Annotated in this window: 9 protein-coding genes; 3 read left to right on the top strand and 6 right to left on the bottom strand. The window is 60.9% G+C overall.

The window, feature by feature from the left end:
- Positions 1-280 precede the first annotated feature (280 nt).
- Entirely contained in the window at positions 281-5926 is a 5646-nt protein-coding gene (locus tag ACIQTS_RS16075; protein WP_402473886.1) for a DUF4082 domain-containing protein, read from the top strand.
- A 41-nt stretch (positions 5927-5967) separates the two neighbouring features.
- Here ACIQTS_RS16075 and ACIQTS_RS16070 read toward each other — a convergent pair whose 3' ends face one another.
- The 3 genes from ACIQTS_RS16070 to ACIQTS_RS16060 are packed head-to-tail and all read right to left on the bottom strand — an operon-like array spanning position 5968 to position 9032.
- Positions 5968-6999: a hypothetical protein gene (locus tag ACIQTS_RS16070; RefSeq protein ID WP_402473885.1), complete on the bottom strand. Its 1032-nt coding sequence runs from the start codon at positions 6997-6999 to the stop codon at positions 5968-5970.
- The gene (locus tag ACIQTS_RS16065; RefSeq protein WP_402473884.1) at positions 6996-8279 is read right to left on the bottom strand and encodes an MFS transporter; all 1284 of its coding nucleotides are present in this window, start codon (positions 8277-8279) and stop codon (positions 6996-6998) included. Before ACIQTS_RS16065 ends, ACIQTS_RS16070 begins: the two co-directional genes overlap by 4 nt.
- Positions 8280-8282: 3 nt before the next feature.
- On the bottom strand, positions 8283-9032 hold the full coding sequence (locus ACIQTS_RS16060; RefSeq protein ID WP_402473883.1) for a hypothetical protein: 750 nt from the start codon (positions 9030-9032) through the stop codon (positions 8283-8285).
- Positions 9033-9307: 275 nt separating this feature from the next.
- Here ACIQTS_RS16060 and ACIQTS_RS16055 point away from each other — a divergent pair, with 275 nt between their 5' ends.
- Positions 9308-9895, top strand: a complete 588-nt coding sequence (locus ACIQTS_RS16055) for an acyltransferase (protein ID WP_402473882.1) — start codon at positions 9308-9310, stop codon at positions 9893-9895.
- A 95-nt stretch (positions 9896-9990) separates the two neighbouring features.
- Entirely contained in the window at positions 9991-12693 is a 2703-nt protein-coding gene (locus ACIQTS_RS16050) for a WecB/TagA/CpsF family glycosyltransferase (protein ID WP_402473881.1), read from the top strand.
- An 89-nt stretch (positions 12694-12782) separates the two neighbouring features.
- Here ACIQTS_RS16050 and ACIQTS_RS16045 read toward each other — a convergent pair whose 3' ends face one another.
- Genes ACIQTS_RS16045 through ACIQTS_RS16035 form a run of 3 tightly spaced genes read right to left on the bottom strand, consistent with a single transcriptional unit; the run spans position 12783 to position 16911 of the window.
- The gene (locus ACIQTS_RS16045) at positions 12783-14060 is read right to left on the bottom strand and encodes a hypothetical protein (RefSeq protein ID WP_402473880.1); all 1278 of its coding nucleotides are present in this window, start codon (positions 14058-14060) and stop codon (positions 12783-12785) included.
- 56 nt (positions 14061-14116) lie between these two features.
- Entirely contained in the window at positions 14117-16060 is a 1944-nt protein-coding gene (locus ACIQTS_RS16040; RefSeq protein WP_402473879.1) for an O-antigen ligase family protein, read from the bottom strand.
- Between the two features lie 2 nt (positions 16061-16062).
- Positions 16063-16911, bottom strand: a complete 849-nt coding sequence (locus tag ACIQTS_RS16035) for a hypothetical protein (RefSeq protein WP_402473878.1) — start codon at positions 16909-16911, stop codon at positions 16063-16065.

The raw sequence follows: 16911 nt of genomic DNA, 5'->3' as shown, positions 1-16911 counted from the left end.
GCATTCGCTGTTTCCTTGAAGCTGTCCATACTTATTGTGGGTACGGGCATGACCTGTCTCGGGTTCTGCGTGAAACTTCTTCCCAGCAGTGGGAGCGCTTCCTTTGGGGGATGCAATGACAGCGGCGCAACATGCTCTTATTGGAACCCAGCTTCGTCGCGCCACGGGTGCAAGGCATGTTCCAATAGCACTTATTGCACTGATCGGATTGCTCCTATCGCTGCTCACGGTGGCCCCGGCACGGGCCACCGTGCAGTGCCAACCCGAGGACAACCCGATTGTGTGCGAAAATTCAAAGCCGGGAGCTTACTGGACCGAGTGGGATATCGAAGGCGCTGGAGATGACTCCATCCAAGGCTTCGCTACCGACATCAGTGTGGATGTCGGCTCACCGGTCGATTTCAAAATCGACACCGATGCGTCAAAGTACACCATCGACATCTATCGCACCGGTTGGTACCAGGGTCTCGGAGCCCGCAAAATCGCTTCCGTCACTCCCAGCGCTTCCCTTCCACAAATTCAGCCCGAATGTCTCCAAGACGTAGCCACCGAACTGACCGATTGCGGCACCTGGGGTGTCTCAGCTACCTGGAACGTCCCAAACGATGCCGTATCGGGTGTTTACCTTGCCAAGCTCACCCGCAGCGACACCGGTGGCTCAAGCCACATCACGTTCATCGTGCGCAACGAATCCAGCACGTCAGATGTCTTATTCCAAACCTCAGATCCAACCTGGCATGCCTACAACCTCTATGGCGGTTCCGATTTCTACTCCGGCGCCGATAATGGACGCGCCTTCAAGATCAGCTACAACCGTCCCTTTGCCACCCGTGACGGCATTGAAGCCCGTGACTTCTATTTCGGTGCCGAGTATCCGATGGTCCGCTTCTTGGAGCGCAATGGCTATGACGTCAGCTACTTCTCTGGAGTCGACACTGACCGGCATGGTGATCTGCTCAGCAACCATAACGTCTTCCTGTCCGTGGGCCACGACGAGTACTGGTCCGGGGCACAACGAGCCAATGTTGAAGCAGCCCGTGATGCAGGAGTGAACTTGCAGTTCCTCTCTGGCAACGAGGTCTATTGGCGTACCCGCTATGAACCATCGACGACCGGTGGCAACGACTACCGCACCTTGGTCAGCTACAAGGAAACCTGGTCCAATACCAAGATCGATCCCACCTCGCAGTGGACCGGCACCTGGCGTGATCCGCGCTTCGCCTCCACGGAACAAGGTGCCGGTCTTCCGGAGAATGCCCTGACGGGCACCGCCTATGTCGTCAACAGCGGTGATCTGCCTGTCACGGTCAATGCTGACGAAGGCAAGATGCGGCTGTGGCGCAACACTCCCCTGGCCACGCAAGCACCCGGCAGCCAAACTGAACTGGCCCCGCACACCGTCGGCTACGAATCGAACGAAGATCTGCCCAATGGTTTCCGTCCGCCCGGACTGATCCACCTGTCCACCACCACAGGAGAGATCCCCGAATACCTGCAGGACTTCGGCAACAAGGTAGCTCCCGGGACAACGACGCACCACACCACCTTGTACAAGGCGCCCAGCGGCGCCTCGGTCTTCTCCGCAGGTTCTGTCCAATGGACGTGGGGGCTGGACCAATGGCATGACGGCGATGGCGCGCCCGAAGATCCGCGGATGCAGCAAGCCCAGGTCAATTTGCTCGCCGACATGGACGCGCCGCCCACCTCGCTCATCACCAGTCTCGAATTCCCCGATGCACCCAAGGACCTGAGTGCACCGAGCATCGAGGTCACCACGGCACCGGCGAGCGCCGTGCAATACGGGCAGCGCCTCACCGTGGAAGGCACAGCGAGCGATGGCGAAGGACAAGTCGCCGCCATCGAGTACTCGTTCGATGCAGGGCTGAGTTGGCAGCTGGCCGAAGGAACCACGCAGTGGTCCATCAACACGGTGCAACTGGGTACCGGGGAAAGCGATCTGCTGGTGCGCGCGGTGGATGACTCGGGGAACTACCCTGCCGACGGACTGGCAGTCCCCTATGAGGTCACCGGGCCGTACAACGTCTTCGGTGCGGTGGAACCTGCAACTCCTGATTCCAGCGATGGCTCCTCGGTGGAGCTGGGCCTGCGCTTCACCGCATCCGCCAACGGCTACATCACCGGGGTGCGCTACTACAAGAGCACCGCCAACACCGGCACCCACACCGGCACTCTGTGGAGCCTGAACGGCACCGAGCTGGCCACCACGACCTTCGCCAATGAGAGCAGCGAGGGCTGGCAGACGGCCACCTTCAGCGAACCGGTGGAGGTCCAGTCCGGGGACGAGTTCGTGGTCTCCTACTACGCTCCGAACGGGCATTACGCCATGGAAGTCCAGGACTTCGCCTACCGCGGAGTGGATTCATCCCCTCTGAAGGTGGCCGGCGGTTTCGGCACGCCATCGGCCGGCCTCTACAGCAGCTCCGCGGGCTTCCCCAGCACTGCGTGGGACCGCAGCAACTACTTTGTCGATGCGGTCTTTGAAACCGGGGCCGGCATCGGGCTCAGTGCCTACGGGCACTCCCCGCTGCCGACAGCACAGAGCGTACCGGTTGACACGCAGATCGGCGCGACCCTCTCGAAGCAAGTGGCCACCGGCTCCGTGTCCATTACGCTCAAGGACTCTGCCGGCGCCAACGTGACGGGCACGAGTACCTACAACGAGATCACCCGCCGAGCCTCATTCGCGCCGGATAGCCCACTGGCCGAAGGCCAAGACTATGCCGTGGTGCTCAACGCCACGGATCTGAGCGGCAACGCCGTGGCCACCGGAGCCAACTGGAGTTTCCGCACGATGCTTCCGGTGCCTGAAGATCCAGCGGCCTGCCCTTGCGGCTTCTACAACGACCAGGATGTGCCTGCGCAACCAGCGGTCGATGACGGCAAACCGGTCACCTTGGGCACCCGCTTCACGGCCGATGCCGATGGGGTGCTCCATGGGCTGAAGTTCTACCGCTCCCCCGGCGAGCGCGGGGCGCATGCCGGATGGCTGTACTCATCCGGCGGCACCGTCCTCGCCCAGGTCGAGTTCCCCGATGACTCGGCGTCGGGGTGGCAGTATGCCGCCTTCGATGCGCCAATAGGCATCACCTCGAACACCGAGTATGTGGCCGCCTACCGAAGCAATGGCATCTACCCGGTCAACCCTGGCCAGTTCGGCCAGCCGGTGTCCTCCGGTCCGCTGAGCACACTGCAGAATTCCGGGCAGTACAGTTATGCCGATGAATATCCGGCCACGCGGGTCTCTTCCAGCTATCTCGTTGACGTCAGCTTCAGCCCGAAGGATCCGCCGGTGAGCATCACCAAGCGCACCCCGGACTCCGGCGCCAACGGCGTTGCTGTGGACACCACGATTTCAGCCACGTTCAGCGAACCAGTTGAAGCCGGAGCCACCTTGGAGGTCAGCACCCGGCAGGGGGCGATCGCCGGTAGCAGTGCCTTGGATAGCTCAGGCACCGTCCTGAGCTTCACTCCCGACACGGTGTTGCCTGAAGCCACCGTAATTACCGTCGCCCCGAAGTCGGTGAGCGGGACGAACAGTGGAGCAATCACCGTGCCTGCATGGTCATTCAGGACCGCAGGCGAGGGCCCAGAGCTGACGACCTTCCTGGCAGAGCAGCAACCAGCGCAGCTGGATCCTGCCGATTCCGCTCCTGTGGAACTCGGACTGAAATTCACCGCGCGCAAGGATCTGCAGGTTCACGCGTTGCGCTACTTCCAGGGCCCCCTAGGCCAGGGACAGCACACCGGTTCGCTCTGGGATGCGCAGGGAACCAAGCTGGCCACGGTCGATTTCGCGCCCGCCACCGGCCAGGGATGGCAGACGGCGTATTTGTCCTCGCCGGTGTCCATTGCCCAAGGCAGCGAATTCACCATCTCCTACCAGGCACCCTCCGGAGGGTATGTTTTCGCTTCCGCGGACTTTGCCAATGGCAAGTCCAACGATGACCTCGCCCTGTCGGGCCCCAATGGGCTGTTTACCTATGGTGCCGGCAGCATGCCGGCCAGTTCTTGGAACAACAGCAATTACTTCGTGGATCTGGGGTACACCGTTGGAGGTGCCAGCGAAACCCCGGACCCTGCCGCCTCGGCAACACCTACCGCACCAAGCCAAGCATTGGAGATCACTATCGCGACCCCCGCAGCGGAATCCTCCGGCGTGGATCCGGCAACTGGGATATCTGCGGCATTCAATCAACCCCTCGACCCTTCGGCCACCCTCACGGTCAGCGCCGGCGAATCGAGCATTGCTGGGACCAGCTCCCTATCCGCTGACGGCACCACCGTCGTGTTCACCAGCAGCGATCCGTTGCCTTCCGGCACCATCATCACCGTCACCCCGTCGAAGATCAGCATCCCCGGCCAGCCCGAGAGCAGCATTGCGCCGTGGTCCTTCCGCACCGCGCCGGCCGATGTTGAAGATCCCTCTGCGTGCCCGTGCGGCTTATTCAGCCCTACCGAAACCCCCGCGGTCCCGGCCATCGATGATGGTGAGCCGGTGACCCTGGGTACCCGCTTCTCGGCTAACACTGACGGAGAGGTACTCGGCATCGAGTTCTACCGCAGTGTCGGTGAAGCCGGAGCCCACAGCGGTTGGCTCTACTCAACCAGCGGCGAGGTCCTGGCCGAGGTGCTCTTGCCCCAGGTTCCGGTCTCCGGCTGGCAATACGCGGCCTTCGATACCCCGGTATCCATCAGCGAGGGCAATGAATATGTTATCGCCTACCGCAGCAACGGCATCTATCCTGCCACCCCTGGAGCCCTTGGCACCAGCATGCAGGTTGGCCCGCTCTCAACCACCGCATCCGCCGGCCACTACGGCTACGCTGATGGCTTCCCTGCTTCAACGGTCTCCACCGGCTATCTGGTGGACGTGAGCTTCCAGCCGGCAGCCGAGCCACTGGAGGTCACCGATCGCTCGCCGGGCGCCGGTGCTAGCGACATCGCGGTGGACACCGATATCACGGTAACTTTCAACCAGCCGGTGGCCAGCGACGCCATACTGGCTATCACCGCCGGTGGCACGCCCATCGATGGCAGCACCACTGCCAACGCTGATCAGACGAAGTTGACGTTCAGCGCGGCTGACGGATTGCCGGCCGCCAGCGTCATCACCGTGCAGCCCGAGAACCTGTTCGGCGCAGAGGACCCGCAGGATGATGTGGCCCCTTGGACGTTCAGCACCGTGGGCGTTCAAACTCCATCGGTGTCCTTCCTCGGCCAGGATGCGGCACCGGCCGTGCTGTATCCCGCTGACACCGCAGGAGTGGAATTGGGTCTGCGCCTGGTCGCCGAGAGCGATATCCGCCTGCGTGCCCTGCGTTATTACCAAGGACCGCTGGGTGCGGGCACCAGAACAGGCACGCTGTGGAACTCGAATGGGACGCAACTCGCGTCCGTCACCTTTGATTCTTCCAGCACGCAAGGCTGGCATACGGCCTACCTCAGTGCCCCGGTGGATATTGCCCAAGGCAACGTATTCACTGTTTCCTATCATGCACCCGACGGGGGCTACGTCCATACCCCTGCAGAGTTCGCCGCTGGAAAGTCCAATGGCGAGCTGAGCCTGCAGGGCTCCAATGGCGTCTTCTCCTATGGCACGGGCAGCATGCCTGGGAGCTCATGGAACTCCACCAATTACTTCGTGGACGTACTCTACGAAATTCCGCAAGCTGCGGCCTCGACCGCTCCAGCGCCGGAGTCTGAAGGCAGCACTTCCACCCAGAGTCTTGCACCGGAAGAAGAACCAGCACCGAGCACACCGGCACCAACGCCGAGCACCGAATCGAGCATCGAATCCGAGGCACCCGCAAGTAGTACGCCCAAGGGTTCCGAGGCACCGGCATCCAGTACATCGCCAGGTACCGATTCACCGCCCCAGACCCAGACTCCTGCCCCGACGCAGTGAACCTGCCCAAAACCAGAAGTTCTGCCCACGGGCAGCGCGCCTCAGCCTGCGCTACGCACTACCGAGGGTGACCAGGCATGCTCCACGAAGAGCTGCGGTGTGGCATTGGCGGTAGCAGCGATACTGTACACGTTGCTGTCTCCGGGAGTGTCTGGCTGGGGCATGCCAAAGAGCAACGTCTGGTCATCCAACCATTCCAGTTGGTCATCGAAACCTTGTTCCAGCGGAATGACGACTTCTTCCCGTGTCTTCAGATCCAGGACCGCAATATCCCAGTGCGCCAGTCCGCTATGCTCACGCCGCTTCTTGTACGCAATCCGGGAATGATCCGGAGAGATCGACGGGCATTCAGCATTCTGCATCACGGAGACCAGCTCACGGCGTTCCAGATCTCCCTGGACCAGCCAGGTCTTGCCTCCAGAAGCCACCGTCGCGTAGAACTGCGATTCAGAAATGAAGGTGACACCCCAGACATTACGGTCAACAGCCGTCAGCGGCTGGCCATCGACCTGGATCGAAAAATCTTCCAAGTTCCCGTGATCCTTGCCGTCAGCGGATTTGATGGTGGTTTCCGTGGAGAAGCTATCGGCCGCGTAGGAATGACCGGTGACAAACGCGGTCGTAGCCACCAAGCCGGCCTCGGAGACCCGTGTCCGGCTCGGAATGCCCGCCAGGGGCCATTCGGCTTCGGGTTTCGTGGTTCCGGCGTAGATCCGGGTTTCGAATATCGTAGGGATTCCGCGCACCGTTCGCATGCAGGCGGTCAGCTGCGCAGTGGCATCCACCCGGTCGCAGGTGAGCTCCGTCAGTTCGCGTGCTCCTTGCGGGTCGGCCAGGTCGACCGAAGCGACTCGCCCGTACCCCTGGCCCATAGCCGTATTGCGGAAGACCAGCCGATCGCCTCCGGCCAGCTGCTCGGTCACCGCGGCTTCCGAGACCCCCGTGGTCCGCTCCTGGTATCGTCCCACGGCTTGGAAGGCATAGAGCGTGACCGAACCAAAGGCCAGCATCGCGATGATGCCGAGGATCCGCCACCGGGTTCTGCCAGGTGATCCTTGCGCATGCGTAGTCATGAAGCCAGTGCACGTTTCGGCTCGCTGCCTTTGGACAGCACCAGCCTCCAGGCGACGGGCACCAGCGCCAAGAGCAGGCCTGCGGCAAGGAGCATGGCTACGGTGCTGCCGGCAACCATCCACAGCACGCCGAAACCGGTGGACGCGAGCAGCCGGGCGACGGCCACCACGGTCTGGGCCGTCCCGATTGCAGTGGAGGTGGCTCCGGTCGGCGCCAGCTGCCCGGCCAAGGCGGCCAGCACCCCGTCGGTGGCCGCGTAGAAGGTGCCCAGGAACGCGAGCGCCCCGATCACGAAGTGCAAGGATCCGCCGGCGCTGGCGCACAGATAGGCGACGGCGAGCGCCACATGGCCCAGCACGAAGATGCCTGCCCTTGAGGTACGGTCGGCCAGCTTCCCCATGGGCACCGCCAAGACCAGGAAGAACAGGTTGGAACCGACAAAGAGCAGCGGGAACCACAGCGGTTCAAGCTTTCCGTGTTCCATCAGGGCGAGATAGATGAAGCCATCACCGATGGTCAGCAGTCCCAAGAAGCCCGCGGCCAACAGAACCTTGCCCAGCGGTCCGCGAACCATGTCCCGGATCCGCGGGATCGGCAACGCATCGGGCGCTGCCGCAGTTGCGCCGGAAGCTGGGCGTTGGACTAGTTTGCGGTTGGGTACCAGCAGGGCAAGCACTGCAACACCCAGCACTGCGGCAGCCAACGACACCACGAAGATCATGCGGTAATCCCCGGGCAGCATCAGCATTACCGCAAAGGCCAGCAGCGGGCCCAACGTGGCGCCGACGGTGTCCAGCAGGCGGTGCAGTCCGAAGGAGCGGGCCAGGTGCTCGGGTTGCGAGGCTTCTTGGATCATCGCATCACGCGGCGCGGTGCGGATGCCCTTGCCGATCCTGTCGGTCCCGATCACGGCCAGGATGCCGCCGAATCCGGTAGCGAACAACAGCCCGATGCGCGCTGCCATGGACAATCCGTAGCCAGCAACGGCTATCGGTTTGGGCCGGTTGCTGCGATCTGCCGCGTATCCGGCCCCGATGCGCACGATGGCGCTGATTGACTGGTTCATTCCTTCGAAGAATCCATAGGCCACCATGGACAGGCCCAAGGCCCCGGTGATGTACAGCGGCAGCACCGCGGCGACGGACTCCGAGGAAATATCGGTCAGCATGCTCACGACGCCTAGGGCCAGGACCGTCGGCGAAGCCTTGTAGGCGACAGTTTTGGCGTACTGGGTGCCGGTGGGCTTGCGAGAAGTCCACTCAGATAAGCTCAAGTACACGCGCTACTCCTGGACTTCAAAGACTCCGGCGGCAACGATGGACGTCGCTCCGGTCGGCAACTGGCGCACGGTGACCGTGGTGGAGTCCGAACCGAAGGATCCCGACAGCTGAGTCATGCCCTTGCCTGCACCATTCTCGGTGGTCAACCAGTTCAGCTCCGCAAAATGCTTCGCATAGAACGCCAGGACTTCGTCCACGCTGTCTTCACTGCGTGCTTCAACCCCGACGAAGACCAGCTTGGATTGCTGTTCCACGGAGGAGGTCACGATGGTCGTAGATTTGGGCAGCGGCACCGCAGCGGCCGGGAAATCCTTGGTCAGTTTGCCTTTTGCTACCCCAGTCTTCGGTGCGTGTTCCAGCACTGGTTCACGGTCCGGGGTATCGGGCAGCGAGAATTTTGCGGCTTCTGGCTTTTCGGGCACTTCCAAACGTGATTCGTTGCCGCTGGGTTCGGGATCCCATGAAGGTCGAGTCGCTTTGGCCTTGGGGCCCGCAGATTTGGCAGGTGCTTCGCCCGCAGCTGCTTTCGTTTTGCGCTCTTTTGGTTTTGCGCTGGCCTCTTTGGAGCTCTTCGAAGCCTCAGAGGGCGCAGTGGGTGTCGCCGTGTCGGCTATGGCCACTGGCGTGCTTGGCTCGGATTGCTTCGACGCGTTGTTCGGCGCTTGCGAACCGCTGAAGTCCAGGACCAGTGCGAGAACTAAGACCATTGCGGCAGCGCAGAATACGGCTACTACCAGCATCTTGCTTTTCACGATCCACCCCCAATAGAAATCATGAACGCACAGAACAGGAGACATCCCATTCACTAGGCTATACCTCGCTTTGAAGGCTGGTAAGCGGAGCTGGCAAAGCTAGATACTCGACAATTACTTGGCCTCGGTCCATCGCGTTATTTCAAGTACTCCCAATCTGCGTTAACTGGGTTTTGTCTTGGCTCACGGATCTAAGCTCGGAATAGCGGTCTATGGCATTGGGGTCCATAGCCCGAAGCGGTTCACGATGAACCGGAATTTTTGGGGGAAAATTCATGACTCACATTGAGCACAGCGCTGATGTTTCGCCTTCGGCGTCCATCGGCACCCAGAGCAGCATCTGGCATCTGGCACAGGTTCGCGAAGGCGCCGTTCTCGGCGAAAACTGCAATATAGGCCGCGGCGCCTACATCGGTCCTGAGGTGGTTCTGGGGAACAACTGCAAGGTGCAGAACTACGCATTAGTCTACGAACCTGCCGTACTGGCAGATGGCGTATTCATCGGACCGGCTGCGGTACTGACTAACGACCTGTTCCCACGGGCCATCAATCCCGATGGAACGCGCAAGGGAAACGACGACTGGGAAGCGGTGGCTGTCACCATCGGGCAGGGGGCGTCCATTGGTGCCCGCGCAGTTTGCATCGCGCCGGTGTCCATTGGCGCCTGGGCCATGGTCGCTGCCGGCGCCGTGGTCAACCGAGATGTTCCTGCCCATGCCTTGGTCGCCGGAGTACCTGCGCGGCAGATTGGCTGGGTGGGCACCGCCGGGCACCGCCTGGAATACCGCGAGGACGCTTGGTACTGCCCCGTCACCTCAGAACGGTACGAGCTGGGCCACCCAGCATCCACCGCTGCCCTCTAGCACCGCACAACACCGCACACCTAGCATTCGCTGAGCTGGCGCGTGCCGCACAGTGCACAGCAGCCGAAGGAAGCATCGAGTTTTCAAGGATTGACATGACTGCCGCAATTGAACGCGTCGACTTAGCTGGAGTAGTGGTGGATCTGCATACCGCTGCCGGAGCGATCGAAACCATCATTGGCCATGCACGCCAAAACAAAGAATCGCCACTGGGTGAATTTCCGCCGTTGTCGGTGGTCTCAGCGAATCTGGACCACCTCGTGCAATTCGGTCACGGCGGACGCTGGCAAGGGACGCTGGGCGACTCCCTTCACCCCACTTTGCCCCTGCGCCTGCACCCGGATGCTTCAGTGACCGGGCGCCCGGCTCCGATGCACTGGCTGAACCTGCTCGACGGGGCACCCTTGGTGCTTCGCACCAAGCAGCTGACCGGGCAGAATTGGCCACGGCTCGCCGGCAGCGACTTGATTGGTCCGCTGCTGGATGAAGCCGAAGCAGCCGGTCTGCGCATTGGCTTCCTCGGAGGCCATCCGAAAGTGCAGGCCACGCTCGCCGACCGGTTGCCCATAGACCGTCCGAACCTGATCGTGTCTGGATTCTGGGCCCCGGAACGGGCCGAACTCGAAGACGAGCAACGCTCACGCCAGCTGGCCGCCCAGATACGTGCCAGCGATACGCAGATCCTCGTGGTCGGTCTGGGAAAGCCCCGCCAAGAACTGTGGATGGCCTCCTACGGCGCGCTTACCGGCGCCAGCCTGCTGCTGGCTTTCGGTGCCGTAGTCGATTTCCTGGCCGGAACCGTCACCAGGGCTCCGCAGTGGGTAGCCGATGCGGGATTGGAATGGGCTTGGCGCTTGAGCTTGGAGCCACGACGCCTGGCCCAACGCTATCTGGTCGATGACCCTCCGGGGCTGGTGTCCTTGCAGCGTCGCAGCCGCCTGCTCCCGGAGCGGGCAGCCACAGCCGTTGTGGAGCAACCAGTCCCGGCAGCGCGCACCGAGCTGCTGCCGCCGGGCAAGGGCCGGTTTGTCGGTGCCGAGGCCGCGGCGGATGTCACGGTCATCGCCGTTACCTACAATAACGCCGATTCCGTGGAGCAGCTCGTCGGGTCCCTGCGCGGTGAAGCGAACAACTTGCGCTTGCGCGTGGTCATTGCCGATAACGGGTCGGCCGACAGCACCGTGGCGCAGTTGGCGGAGCATGAGGACATCATCCTGGTACCCACAGGTTCCAATCTGGGCTATGCCGGCGGCATCAATGCCGCCAGAGTACACGCCGGGCCGTGCCAGGCGGTGCTGATCCTGAATCCCGATCTGACGGTGCAGCCCGGGGCGATCCAACGCCTGCTCGACCGGATGCACCATGCCCGAGCCGGCATCGTCGTGCCCCGGCTGCTGGAGGAAGACGGTTCGACCTACACTTCCCTGCGTCGTGAGCCCACCGTGCTGCGTGCAGCTGGCGATGCGCTATTCGGCGAACGCGTAGCGCAACGACCGGGGTGGAGCACGGAAATCGAATACCAGGCAGAAAGCTATGCGCACCCGCATCGCATCGATTGGGCTACCGGCGCGGCATTGCTGATTGACGCGGCTCTGGAACGACGACTTGGCCCATGGGATGAGCAGTTCTTCCTGTATTCCGAAGAGACCGACTATTTCAAGCGGGCCCGCTTGGCCGGGGCCGCCATTTGGTATGAACCAGCGGCCGCGATGACCCACCAAATGGGTGGTTCCGGTGCCTCCGTACAGCTGGAAACGCTCATGGCGGTGAACCGCATCAGGTACGCCCGCAAGCAGCAGACACCACGAACCGCGGGGCTGTTCCGCAATGCCGTGCTGGCCCACGAGGCCTTGCGCTGCTGGAAGCCGCAGCGTAGCGGCATCCTGCGCACCGTCGTCAACGAGCAGCGGTGGTCCGAGCTGCCCGCCGCCACCCACACAGCCGGATATGCCGCAGGCTTCCCCTCCGGCACGGTAATCATCCCCGCGCACAATGAGGCGGCAGTCATTGGCGCAACACTCGCCCCGTTGGCATCGCTGGCCGCCACCGGCGCCATCCAGGTCATTGTCTCGTGCAACGGATGCACCGATTCAACCGCCGATATTGCCCGTAGCTTCTCGGGTGTCCAAGTCATCGAAACCTCGGTACCCTCGAAAGTTGGTTCGCTGAATGCGGCCGAACGCCTTGCTTCCGGATACCCGCGCCTCTACCTTGATGCCGACATCACCATCACTCCTTCGGCACTGCGCATGCTCTTTGCTCACCTGAGCAACCCGGGAGTGCTTTCAGCACGTCCGGCATTTGTCTATGACACCACCGGGGCCAGCGCGTTGGTCAACTCGTTCTACCGCGCCCGCCGTCGGATTCCCGGCACCAATGCTTCGCTGTGGGGCGCTGGCGCTTATGGCCTCAGCCAGGCTGGGCGGGGCCGTTTCGCAGAATTTCCTGCTGTGACTGCCGACGACCTGTTCATTGACCAGCAGTTCGTGGCACACGAGAAGTCAGTACTGCCGACGATTCCGGTGCAGGTGAAAACCCCTCGCTCGCTGAGCGCATTGCTGGCGATCCTGCGCAGAAATTACCGTGGCCAGCAACAGCTGGTACGTCAGGAGCAGGCGACGTCCACAACTCGTTCCACTCTGGCGCAACTTGCAAACTCGGTGTCGGGTCCGCGCTCGGGCCTCGATGCGCTGATTTATGCGAGCCTCGTGGTGCTCGCCCGCAGCAGTATGAAGCCTGGGAGCCAGCGTGAGACGGTGCGCTGGGAACGCGATGAGACCAGCAGACAGACGGCCTAGTGGCATCATGAAGCTAGAACAGGGAGCACCGGAACCACCGGTTTCTCCCTGTCTGCATTTTCTGCGCGGTGCGCTTGCATGGTGTTTGCTCAGTGCCCGGGGTCGCAATTGCTGATCGGGACTTTGTAGAGATGGATCGCATTGCCGTCAGAAAATTCATCAGTGAATTGCCCTTCATTCATGCTAAGCATGCGGTTCTCGTCAAGGACTTCAATTTCCCCGGAACCGGTGCACTGAAGGCTGAAGGCCGCTGATTGCGGGGCTGCTTGCGCCGAGCCAGCTAAGACATAGAAATGCCCGTCATGGGCCTTGACGAGCCCGTTCACTCCGTCCGCGGTGGTGAGAACTTCGCTCACGGTGACCGAATTCAGCACCGGCGCCAACCGTTGGATCTGTTCGTTCGTAGCGGCGATCGCAGCACTGCGTTCCGGCGCGCAATCACGCAAGACATGCTGGGAGGCGCAGTCCCCTGAAAAACTATGGTTGAAGTAGACAATGCCGCGGGCACCGGCAATGAGGCTTTGCCAGACTGCGGCGCGGATCTGTTCTGGAGTTGGCGTAGGTAGCGTTTCATCGCTGAAGGGACGGCCCAATTCAACGAAGCCCCACACCGGTTTGCTGCCCGCCGGTTCAATGTAGCCACGGATTTGTTCCACGGTATGCCCATAGTTGGCCGCCAGCCGGCATTCCGTCTCGGTCAGGTCGCGCGGCTGGTCAAAGCGGGTACCACCCTCGGTCTTATCGCAGATATTGGGATCGGTGAACCAGTAATTGTCAGCCGAGACAACATCAGCGTATTCGCTGGTGAAGTGGGTTCCGATCTCGCGATCGCCCCAGAAGGTCACGCCCTTGCCGAAATTCGCATACACCATCGTTCCAGCAGGTGCCTTGTGCAGCGACTCTTCCAGAACCGTATAGCCGCAGCGGCTTCCCTCCGGTTCACAGATCGGAGCTTCGCCGGGCCAAGCTCCGGTCCAGATGCCTTCCCCAGATTTGCCCCACATATCGACTTCGTCTGGGAGCACGAACCCGTTGATTCCCGGCTTGGGCGTACTGCTCAGAACATAAGATCCGGCGTCCCGGGCCAGCTGGGGCACGGAATCCGGGGTGAGTTCAACATAGGTGTTTATGCCAAAGGATCGGTCCGTCGCCACAGCTTGCGCATCCATGACGCTTTCATGCCACACCGCTACCGGAAAGTAGTTGGGATCCTCGGGCAGGGAATCTTCGAATTGCCCGTAGTACGCTGTTCCTCCGTCATTGTGTGTCGTTGCGAAATGCGGAGTGTTCTGTCCTGAGGAACCGGTGCATCCGCTGATCAGCAATCCCGCGATCAGACTCAGGGCCCAAACCCAGCTTCGTCGCACGAACCGGCTTCTGATTGGCCAGCGGGCTGCTGGCCCTTCCACTCTTTGTGCCGGACTCATGCCCATCCCGTCTTTCGCAGAACTAAATCGTGCGCCGCGGCAGCAGCCGCGATCGCCATAAAACCAAGCAACAGCAGAGCCCACTTGGTGCGCGGGTGGATCCCCATGGCGACGGCGGTTTTCGGATACACATCGGTAATGATGTGGGCGCTGTGGACCACCTTCATTTGCTTCTGGGGATCTTCGGCAAGTTCCGTCAGCTCAGCCATCGTGCGGTCCATGCGCGAGAGCACATCATCTTCCGTAGCTGCGACGACTTCGACGGTGATCGTGGCCTTGCGTTGATAGGTTTGCCATTGGCCTCCTGCATTAGGGACTCGGACGAACTCCCCATGGCTGATGCCGGTTCCATATATTGGTGCTGCGACCGGTTCCACACTCGAGGGTCCATGCAATCCTATGTAGGTTTCCTGGACCATCGAAGCGAAGGGCACTAGATCGCGAGCATCGGTACGTAAGGAGTTACCACCGACCGAGCTCGATGGCGGCAGGAAAATCAGATCCTGTTTGCCCCAATAAATGCTCGGTGTTGCTCGCACCATCTGCACGGTGGGAATCGTCAGCAAAAGGACTATGCCCGCTGCAGCAACTGCCATCAGGTGAGCTTTTTTCTTGCTGGTGATTGGCATCGAAATTTTAGGGTTAATTCGCCCTGAACTCTTCGATATTCGCCAGTAGGACGCGCTCATGCCCAGCACTAGGAACAGCACGCCAGGGGCCTGCGGAAAAGAAAAACTGTCAAAAAACGCCATCAACGTTCCGCTGGCGATGATCGAAGCCGATATCCCCAAACCGAGATGGTTGTGCAGTGAGTTGTCATTGTTGTTGCGTCCTGCGATGGCGCAATACACCCCTGTGCCCAACATTGCGGCAAAAGCAAGCGCTCCGACAATACCGATTTCAAGCAGGAGCAACAACAACTGGTTGTCCAAAATGCGATAGGCCGGCAAGAAGGTGCCGAATCCGCGTCCGAAGATTGGATTCTCATTGAAGATCAAGAATGCGAAATCCCAGCTGTCGGTTCTGGAATTAACGCTTGAATCACTGCCACTGAACATGTTCATTACGGCCCGCGCCACCGACGGGAGCGCTACTACCGTCGCTCCGGCACCCACAATGCCCAAAAGTACCGCTCGGCGGCGCAACCTCGGGCTCCAAAATGGCATCATCGGTAACACACCGAGGGCTACCCCCACGAGTGCAGATCTGGTCAGGGATAGAAAGGACACAATCATCAGGATTGCCACCGGAAGCACACGCCGAACCAGGTTTCTGCTGCGATCCCCGATGCACAATGCCAGGGCCAGCGGAGCGATGCCGCTGACAACACCAGCAAATTCCAGCGCATGCCGAGCGGTTCCTTGGGGCCGGAGATAGCCTCCACGCAGGTCCATTCCGTTGTCCACGCTAGCCAGCCCCGGCGTGGGAAGCCGATCAATCCAAGCGGTCCCGGTAAAGAATTGGATCAAGCCCAGCAGGGCCACTAAAGCGCCCACAGCGACAAGACGACGGCATAAGGTGGCTAAGCGTTCTTTGGATTGGATACCGTCGGCAGCTACGAAGAAGGCCCCGGCGTAGCTGGCAAGACGTAGTATGCCCATATCTGCCGCGTTCTGGTCTTCTTGAGGCAAATACGATGCAGCAGCAACGACCTCGCTGATCATGACGGCAACAGCAAACGCCAGAAATGTCAGATAGACCGGATTCGTGAACTTTACTCGGATAGCAACACGCGTGCGATACCAGAGCCACCACACCATCAGGCCAATGGAGAGCAGCGCCGCGGGTGTGCCGGCCCCGCCGAGCTGAGCGACGGTACGATCGCTTGGCACGAGCAAAAGCACGAAGACATAGAAAGTCAGACCAGTCACCGCGTCTACGGGGATTCGTTCCGAACGTTCAGGTTCCGTCAAACGGCGTGAACCTCTGGTATCCAGCATTCTCAGATTCCACCGGCAAAGCGAACCGGTTGGATAGCGCGCCGTATTTCTTTGTCGTCGATGCGTTGCGATGTCTCAATTTGTGACAAACCGGACCCCGACGGACCATGGTCATCTTGCTTGTTATTCGGCTTGGTGGCACCTTTCTTCGCCTTGCGTTTGGTCAAGTACTTTTCCAGCGCCGCAACGAACAACACGGTCAGTACCAGACCTGCGCCTGCCACGACGATCATGACCTGCAGCTGGCGGCGATTCTCGGTTTTTGCTTCTTGCGATTCAGCAAGCGTCATGGTGCCGATTTTGGCGTCTGAAGGAACCTTGAGCTCATCTTGCAGCGAGTCCAAAGTCTTGGGAAGCTGCTCGGTCACCTTGTTGACCAGCTCCACAGCCTGCTCGCCTGTCGGCGCTTCTACCGCGATGTTGATGATTGGGCCGGTACTCGCGTTGTCCTGTGCCAGTGTGAAACTCTGTCCTGGTTCAGAGCCAATCAGCAGCTCTTGGGAAGCTTCAGAATTCATAGAAATCACTAGGACGTTCAGTGCCTGCCCTAAACCGCCGAGGTAGAGATAGGGATTATCCCCGTCTTCGACGGACTTTTCAGGTGGCAGCAGCACGACAGTCGAGGACGCGCTGAAGCTTACCGGAGTTACTGAATACGCACCATAGACTCCGGCAGCGGTAAGGATCAACCCCAAAACCACGATGTACCACCGACGCAAAAGGCTAAGCAGCATGTCGTTTAAAACCATAATTTTCCCCCAAAAATTTGCCACCGAGGTGGCTCCCCCAAGCCATCCGACAAATTCCCGCACTGTGGAACTCGGTGCAGAATTCGCGGTAGCACTCTCCAT

It is taken from the genome of Glutamicibacter sp. NPDC090743, assembly GCF_044769125.1.
GTDB lineage: Bacteria > Actinomycetota > Actinomycetes > Actinomycetales > Micrococcaceae > Glutamicibacter.
This window is presented reverse-complemented; position numbering and strand designations above follow the sequence as displayed.

What these genes read in the sequence shown, in the direction of transcription:
- ACIQTS_RS16070 (WP_402473885.1), bottom strand. Translation starts at nt 6,999, where the DNA reads ATGACTACGCATGCGCAAGGATCACCTGGCAGAACCCGGTGGCGGATC.
- ACIQTS_RS16040 (WP_402473879.1), bottom strand. Translation starts at nt 16,060, where the DNA reads ATGCTGGATACCAGAGGTTCACGCCGTTTGACGGAACCTGAACGTTCG.
- ACIQTS_RS16035 (WP_402473878.1), bottom strand. Translation starts at nt 16,911, where the DNA reads ATGGAGAGTGCTACCGCGAATTCTGCACCGAGTTCCACAGTGCGGGAA.
- ACIQTS_RS16050 (WP_402473881.1), top strand. Translation starts at nt 9,991, where the DNA reads ATGACTGCCGCAATTGAACGCGTCGACTTAGCTGGAGTAGTGGTGGAT.
- ACIQTS_RS16055 (WP_402473882.1), top strand. Translation starts at nt 9,308, where the DNA reads ATGACTCACATTGAGCACAGCGCTGATGTTTCGCCTTCGGCGTCCATC.